The 7,638-nt window shown below is 37.1% G+C and carries 10 protein-coding genes; 8 read left to right on the top strand and 2 right to left on the bottom strand.

Annotated elements, in window-relative coordinates:
- Window positions 1–5 precede the first annotated feature (5 nt).
- Window positions 6–566, bottom strand: coding sequence for a hypothetical protein (locus FL972_RS01805; protein WP_144602788.1), 561 nt, complete (start codon window positions 564–566; stop codon window positions 6–8).
- 65 nt (window positions 567–631) lie between these two features.
- Here FL972_RS01805 and FL972_RS01800 point away from each other — a divergent pair, with 65 nt between their 5' ends.
- The 3 genes from FL972_RS01800 to FL972_RS01790 all read left to right on the top strand — a co-directional run bounded on the left by FL972_RS01800 (window position 632) and on the right by FL972_RS01790 (window position 2,740).
- Window positions 632–1,309, top strand: coding sequence for a DUF2711 family protein (locus FL972_RS01800; protein ID WP_144602785.1), 678 nt, complete (start codon window positions 632–634; stop codon window positions 1,307–1,309).
- 90 nt (window positions 1,310–1,399) lie between these two features.
- Window positions 1,400–1,819: an EF-Tu C-terminal domain-related protein gene (locus FL972_RS01795; protein ID WP_144602783.1), complete on the top strand. Its 420-nt coding sequence runs from the start codon at window positions 1,400–1,402 to the stop codon at window positions 1,817–1,819.
- A 426-nt stretch (window positions 1,820–2,245) separates the two neighbouring features.
- Window positions 2,246–2,740, top strand: a complete 495-nt coding sequence (locus FL972_RS01790) for a hypothetical protein (RefSeq protein WP_144602780.1) — start codon at window positions 2,246–2,248, stop codon at window positions 2,738–2,740.
- A 231-nt stretch (window positions 2,741–2,971) separates the two neighbouring features.
- Here FL972_RS01790 and FL972_RS01785 read toward each other — a convergent pair whose 3' ends face one another.
- A complete protein-coding gene (locus FL972_RS01785) occupies window positions 2,972–3,328 on the bottom strand; it encodes a winged helix-turn-helix transcriptional regulator (protein ID WP_144602778.1) in 357 nt (118 codons plus the stop codon).
- Window positions 3,329–3,421: 93 nt separating this feature from the next.
- On the opposite strand from FL972_RS01785, the gene FL972_RS01780 reads away from it, so the two are divergent.
- The 5 genes from FL972_RS01780 (at window position 3,422) to FL972_RS01760 (ending at window position 7,501) form a co-directional block, all read left to right on the top strand.
- On the top strand, window positions 3,422–4,297 hold the full coding sequence (locus FL972_RS01780; RefSeq protein ID WP_144602776.1) for an SDR family oxidoreductase: 876 nt from the start codon (window positions 3,422–3,424) through the stop codon (window positions 4,295–4,297).
- Window positions 4,298–4,359: 62 nt separating this feature from the next.
- Window positions 4,360–4,707, top strand: coding sequence for a DoxX family protein (locus FL972_RS01775; RefSeq protein ID WP_144602774.1), 348 nt, complete (start codon window positions 4,360–4,362; stop codon window positions 4,705–4,707).
- A gap of 8 nt (window positions 4,708–4,715) precedes the next feature.
- On the top strand, window positions 4,716–5,609 hold the full coding sequence (locus FL972_RS01770; RefSeq protein ID WP_144602772.1) for a dioxygenase family protein: 894 nt from the start codon (window positions 4,716–4,718) through the stop codon (window positions 5,607–5,609).
- A 154-nt stretch (window positions 5,610–5,763) separates the two neighbouring features.
- Window positions 5,764–6,255, top strand: a complete 492-nt coding sequence (locus FL972_RS01765) for a luciferase domain-containing protein (protein WP_144602769.1) — start codon at window positions 5,764–5,766, stop codon at window positions 6,253–6,255.
- A 274-nt stretch (window positions 6,256–6,529) separates the two neighbouring features.
- Window positions 6,530–7,501, top strand: coding sequence for a DUF2199 domain-containing protein (locus FL972_RS01760; protein ID WP_144602766.1), 972 nt, complete (start codon window positions 6,530–6,532; stop codon window positions 7,499–7,501).
- The last annotated feature ends 137 nt before the right edge of the window (window positions 7,502–7,638 follow it).

Genomic DNA, 7,638 nt, shown 5'->3' with positions numbered 1-7,638 from the left:
GGATGTTACCGGCAAGCGTAAGGACGCAGCACCATAATCAAACAGGGCTGAATATCCGAACTCTTGCACGGGTTAGGTGTATTATCTTCAACGGCAAGCCACCTAATTTTACCAGCGTATCTTATTTCCGCTCCATTATCTTCAAGGAACGAAATAACCCGAACCTGATAAATGGGAAATATCAATACGCTGGTATTGCCTTTGTCCCTTTCCGCAAGTGCTTTTCTTGCCCAAGCCATTGGGCCTATTTTGCGTTTACCTGGTTCTTTTGCCATTCCGGTAAATGGTGGGTTTACCCAATTGCTTTTGCCCCAATCAACTTCAAGTCCATCAAAGCCATCAGGCCGTGGAAATGGGCAAGGGTCAAAGTCAAAATTGAACTCGTCATTTAATGGTTTCAATTTATCAGGTGGCATCAGCCAGTAGTGTCTTTGGTCGGACCTGTTTGACGTATCAATAAATTCGGGACCGAGAACGCCAGCCGGTAACACTGCATACCCGGCAATGGGGGCTGACGTGCTACTTTCGGCATTTGTGCTATTATCAAAATTTAGTTCTAATTTCATCGTTTGTGCTTTTAATTCCCCCACTGCGGGTATGCTTTTACGTTGTGCGCAAGTTTTTTAAAGACATGGGAGTTACAAAAACACATAATGACATTTTCCTTGACATTGACGAAAGCCGTTCAATTGAAAGCAATTTCATGGACACTTTTGAAAGTGGCTATATAGCTTTACACCCATTTTACAAAAGAGTGTTTCAAGACGACTTTGACTATAGAAGAAATTTAAAGGACACTTTTCACCTAATTGAGCCAGTAACATGGGACAAGGTAAAAACGGAATTAAAATTCAAGAACTTAAATCAGTTAGCTAATGCACTTTTGACCATTAACTCTTCGGACTTCAAAGAATTAAAAGACTTTGTGGAATACAAAAGACTACTGTTTCCAATAATAGAAGAAGATACTATTCCAGAGGTACTTCTGAATAAATATTTGCAATGTTTAAAAAGACATGGAATTAAAGAAGTAATAAGTGGCTATTCAAAGCATACCATTTTCGAAGGCGACAGACAAAACACGAGAATAGAATTTGACGAGAAAAATCTATTTGAAGTAATTGGATTCCTGCACCACAAATTTGTTGTGACGGTGGACAATCTGAATATTGTGTTACTTCTTCCAGACCATGACTGCCCATACACGCTAATTTTAGGAGACAAAGGACTCATTGATTCATTCATTAGGGACTTTGATGTTGAAGGCTTTTGGGTGGATAAGAAAACAAACTTCGACTGGTGGAGATAGTAAAAAAACCAGCGCACAACACCGTGTTTATGCCAGCTGCGGGTGACAGGTTGAAATGAACGTTTAGTTTTATTAATTTCGTTCACCCACGTGGGACATAGACGCGCTCCGAAAGCCGCAGCCGTCATAAACACAAAACGTTGGCAGCAAGCTGAAATGACACCAATCGAGATAAACCAAACTATAAAATCAGAACAACCAGATTTCATCGCCAAAGTCCGATTTCTAACAACTGAAGAAGGTGGACGAACTGGATATGCCGCTTCGGGCTACAGACCAGCATTTAAGTTGCCTGACCAGACCGAAATGACTTCAGCAGAACAGAAATTTCGAGGAACTGATAAAGTGAATCCTGGACAAGAAGTGATTTCAGAAATTAGGATTTTATGGATTGAAGCATTTGAACAGAAACTCTCAATCGGAACCGACTTTGAACTCCGTGAAGGACCACGAACTATTGCCAAAGGAGAAATAATTGAAGTGACCAACGAACGACTAAGAAAAAAATAAAAAAAGCCAGCTGCCAACAAAAAATAAAGCTAATGCGGTCATTTCGTCTCCGCGTGACCAAGACGTCTGAAGAAGAAAATTTTTGGTACTTTTCAAAATCTCGGTAAACCGCACTAGCTTTATTCAAACCGTTATGCGGCAGCTTAAAAGACGACACGACATCATAGAATGAAACGAACAAAAAAGATAACTTTCTATACTCTAATTGGACTTTCGGTTCTTGGAATTTCCGTATTTGCTTTTGGAATAATCAACACTATGGTAAGTTTGAAATATGAAACAGACAATCCAACTGACTGCATTTCATTGGTTACTGGACAAGATTTGTGTTACACAACTCAAGTATTAAAAACCCTAATTATAGTTTGCATTGCGACAATAGCTCTTCTTATAGTTTTTAGAAAGCGAATTTTAACTTCAAACTAAATGACAGACAACAAACTCAGTAAAGAAGACAAGAAGATGGAACTTGAAAAGTATCGAGCCTTGGTTTTGGCGACACTTGACTATTATCTTGAAAACAGTGTTATGCAAATTAAGACAGTTGACTTTGACTCAACTGAAAATTATAAAAAACTTAAAATACAGACAGAAGAACACTATCAAAAAGGACGACTTACACGACTGAAACAATGGTTTCGTGACTTGACAGAAATGCAAGTAGAAACTGGTGACTTGAAATTCAACAAATATTTGCAAGACAAAACAAAGTATGAAATTGACATTTTTAAATCCTATTTCCAACGTATAGACAAAGTAATTGAGAAAGGAAAAATAACGACAGACAATCAATTTTACGATATCAATATGATGGTTAACCAACTTTGCCAAACCGAACCGACTGACAATGAAAAAATAGAAATCTTAAACAGACTTTTAGGTGAATACGAACAACGAAAGACAAGAAAGCCGACCGCATAACACGGGTTTTGCGTCAGGCGGGGTGACGTGGAAGCCGAAAGTTTATCGCTTTTATTTACTTTAGCCGCAGCCGACAGGTTCGTGCTCCGAAAACCCGCCCGAACGCAAAGCCCGAAAACGTTACCAGCAAGCGTAGAGAACGAAAACGACAACACCAAAACAAACGACAAAAAAACCTTTTACTTAGTTACCAAAGACATGGAAACGTTACAAAAAACGGACAACTGAGCACTACTTCCCGAATATTTTCTTGCGATGATTGATTCCCCAATTATGTAATTCTCGCAACACCTTATCTAGTGTCTTGACATACGCTGTTGTGGAGTATTCCACCAAGACAGGATAAGAATCGTGAACCGTTCGCGTGATCAACTGATTTTCCTCCAAATCTTTCAATTCTTTTGCAAGAACCTTAGAAGTAATTTTTGGAATGCTTCGTTCAATTTCCGTGAAACGCCTATTGCCGTTCATTAGTGATATTAATATCATCATCTTCCATTTTCCATTTATTACATCCAACGAATCACGAACATAGAGCATATTAAACGGACATTTAGTATGCTCCTTTTTGTTTTCTGATTTAGCCATTTCACTTACCTTTGGGTAACTACTTACTTTTTGAAAGCAAATATACGTAAGTTTGTATCGAAAAGATTTATTAAATAATAAAAAAGTAAGAATATGATTTTAGTAACAGGAGCAACAGGACAATTAGGAAAGCTGACAATTGATTTTTTATTGCAAAAAGGAATTGTAGCCAATCAAATAACAGCTTTGTCACGCAACACCGAAAAGGCAAAGGAATTGGAAGCCAAAGGTATCAACGTTAAAATTGGTGATTATGATGACTTAGCCTCCTTGACAGCCGCATTTTCGGGAGTTGAAAAACTGCTTTTAATTTCCTCAAACGAAATGACCAAAAGCCGTGCAATGCAGCATATCAATGCCATTAATGCCGCCAAAGAATGTAGCGTGAAGCACATTGTTTATACCGGTTACATGCGTAAAGAAGAAAATCCTTCTTCACCATTATGGTTTTTAGTCAAAGACCACATAGATACGGAGAAATACCTCATAGAAAGTGGCATCACCTATACGCTTTTCGAAAATGGCTATTATTTAGATATGCTGATGGATTACGTAGGTCAAAATGTTTTAGACGCTAAAACCATATTCGTTCCTGCAAAAGATGGAAAAGTCAATTTTGTGCTTCGCAGCGACATTGCTGAAGGATTAGCGAATGTGCTTACAACTGGCGGTCATGAAAACAAATCGTATAACATTGGAAACGAAAAAGCAGTGTCTTTCTCTGAAATTGCTCAAATGATTACTGACATCACGGGTACACCCATTCAATACGTTTCGCCTGAACCGCAATTATACACGAAAACGCTCATTGAGAATGGAGTTCCTGAAATGTGGGCGAATGTTTTTACAGCCTTTGCAGTTGCTTTCGCTGATGGAATTATGAACATTGACACCACTGACCTTACAAAACTGTTGAGTAGAAAACCAACAACGGTAATCGAATATTTAAAAAATCAGTTTAACAAGTAAGTTAACACAAAAGAAATGCGTATAAAACACTCAACATTTCATTGTGATTCGCACAAGGACTAATGGCGTTCATTTTTTTAATGGCTGGCACAATGAAAGCAACCCAACCAATTGAACAACTGAGTCTGTCCATGTCGTGGGTAAAAGATTTTTCGACTGGAATGGTACGCTTTATTGGCCTCTCAGAAATTTTAGGTGTCATTGGCTTATTACTGCCTTCCCTGTTGCGTATAAAACCTATTCTCACACCAATTGCAGCATTGGGGTTAATTATTGTCATGATTGCAGCTTTTGTATATCATATATTAAATGCCGAATATGCTTTATTGGGCGTGAACATCTTTTTAGGTGCAATTGCAGGTTTCATCGTTTGGGGTAGGTATAAACAAATTCCAATCCAAGAGAAATAGCAACTCAAATGGATTGCAAAGAATTTCTACAATCAATATTAGCTTTAACCGCAATGGGAACACTAAGCAGTTTTAAAACTTTTACAGAGGCACTTCCTACACAAGGAAAAAAAATGCCTGTGCTGTTTACTTCCCACGGCAACCCGATGGATATTCCTGTTTCAAGAAACGAACGGTTGTTTTGGCAGAAGTTGTTTGATTTAGGAGTTGATTTGCAGAAAAATTATGAAGTGAAAGCAACCTTGGTGGTGTCAGCCCATTGGTGCACAAGAGGAACCTTCATAAACATATCGCCCGAGCAACAACAAATTTTTGATTACTACGGATTCCCTGATGAATATTACAAGGTGCACTACAATGCCAAAGGTGCGCCTGAAATTGCCCGTGAAGTAAAGAAAATCATCCCTTCTATTTCAGAAACAACCGATTGGGGATTAGACCACGGTGCATGGCCTATGCTGATGCATTTATTTCCCAAAGGAAATATTCCGGTTTTCCAAATGAGCATTGACTATTACGCCAAGACCGAATATCATTTTGAGTTAGGCAAGCAGTTAAAATCACTAAGAAACAAAGGGGTTTTAATTATTGGTAGCGGTGCATTGATTCACAATTTACCTTTAGCAATGAAAAAAATGCAGTCCAGAGATACCAAACCTTATGGCTGGGAAATGGAATATGATGCTTGGATAAAAAAACAAATTGATGAGCGCAATTTTTCTAATTTGATAAACTATGAAAACAGTCACAAATTGGGCAAGTTAGCTGCTCCTACTCCTGACCATTATGTACCCTTACTCTATAGCTTGGGGCTTGCAGAGATTAGCGATGAAATTAATTATTTCTATGGAGGCGAACTATCTCTACCTGCTTTTAGTGAGAGAAGTTTCATTCTATCTTAAATCGATAATTTATATTGACAGCAATAGAGGATAACCGAAACAGATAGGGAATTAAATTATACATATAAGAAAAAGTAATGAATTACCTAAGTGTTTTTATTCTGTTAACAGTTGTTTTGTTTACAGCAAACACTCAAACTAATCAAAAAAGAAGATGGATAAAAAATTTAATTTTGAGCTTCCCCACAGAAAAGGAGTCAAACCCAAAACTACACCCAGTAATCCCCACATGCAATTAGACCAACAACCAGAAGACAGGGAACTGGTGGATAAACTTATGGCATGGGCATTCTCTCTTGCTTACATCTCAAAAGAATACAGCAAAATATCTGTACCGGGAGCACAAGCTATGTGTATGTCTCAAAATAAAAAGTGTACGCATTGTAATGCTTTTATGATTGAAAATGAATTTGCACATTTTCACCCTATTCCCGATGGAAGTATGCACCTTGGATTGCCCATCAAAGACTCAAAATATGTGATTGAGAATGGTTGGGGCGAAATGCATCCCTTAGTTAATAAAGGATGGCTGCCTCCCAATTTTATAATGGTTTATGCACCCAGGACAGAGGAAGAAATAGAGGTAATAAAAAAAATAATTTATCGCTCCTATGAGTTTGCATCGGGTGAAATAAAGGAAAACTAAAAAATAAAACCCCTCCACAACCCTTTAAAAAAGAAATAATTTACAACTTAGCTTTTCCCACAATCATACTCTTTCAAAAAACACAACAACACAACGACACAAGGCCAGCTGGTAACAGCGTGTATGTGGCAATAGCGGGTGAAGTGGTAAATCGAAAGTCTGTGCTTTCAAAAAACTTTGTGCTAAACGGACAGGAAAGTGCTTATAATCCGCTACTGCACATACACCCAAAACGTTGTGCAACATTTGCAAAACAATCGAACTGAATTGAAATATGGGAATTTTTGACCTTTTTAAGAAGAAACAAAAGTCTACCGAATTTAGATGTTCGACTTGTGGAGAAATACACGATGAATTGCCAGCACTTGGATTTATTACACCTTTCTACTATGAAACTCTAAACGAAAAAGACAAAAAAGAAATTGCTGAAATTTCAAGTGATTTTTGCGTAATAAATCACGAAGACCAAACTGACAGATTTATAAGAACTGTATTGACAATTCAAATTAATAATGCCTGTGAAAATTTAGATTACGGAGTTTGGGTTTCTTTAAGCGAAAAGAGTTTTAACGAATATGAGGCTGACTTTAAGAATAATGCTGAAGAAAAAACTTATTTCGGAATGATTAGTAATGACATTCCTGATTATGAAGAAAGCACTTTGGGACTGCACGTAAATGTGAACACAAGAAAAGGTGGAATAAGACCAGAGATTATTCCTCACGAAAACGACCATAAATTGATTTCGGATTGGGAGAATGGAATTTCAATTGAGGAAGCTGAAAAGCGAATAGAGAGAATGAACAATTCTTTAACCAAAAAGAAAACTCAAAAATTGACAAATGAACAAATTAGAACAGAGTTTAAAAAATTTGTCGGAAATGATAAATACACTCATTTCATTTTGACTCTTTACGAAGCATTTCCTTTGAGAGAAAAACTGTTTTTTTGGCAAGAAGAATTACTAAATAAATTTTCGCAAGAATATAATATTGAAGAAATAGAATATAAAAACGTCTACGAAATATTTAATCATTGTCCAATTCACGACTTTGAATTAAAAAAAGATACTGTGAAAATCGTTGATGGGAATGATATAACCCCAAAGACATCATATGAAAAAGAAAAAAAGCTTTTTCCAATGGCAAATATTAATGCGCCCAGAGATTTGGAAAGATTTAGCTATCCCAAAGATGTAGATGTTGTTTATTGCGAAAAATGTAGAGAATTGAAAAATAAATATTAAAAAAACGTTGCACAACAATGGCTATAAGTAATTGCTTGTTCTCGCCTACTTTGGAAATTCCTGCGGAATTTCCAACTTGGTGTGTACCTGCAAAGTTAAGTGCTAACCCACGCAACTACTCATAGCCGAGACCGTTA

Source organism: Algoriphagus algorifonticola, from assembly GCF_007655305.1.
GTDB classification, from domain to species: domain Bacteria; phylum Bacteroidota; class Bacteroidia; order Cytophagales; family Cyclobacteriaceae; genus Algoriphagus; species Algoriphagus algorifonticola.
The sequence above is the reverse complement of the archived record's forward strand: the minus strand, read 5'-3'. Positions and strand labels throughout refer to the sequence as shown.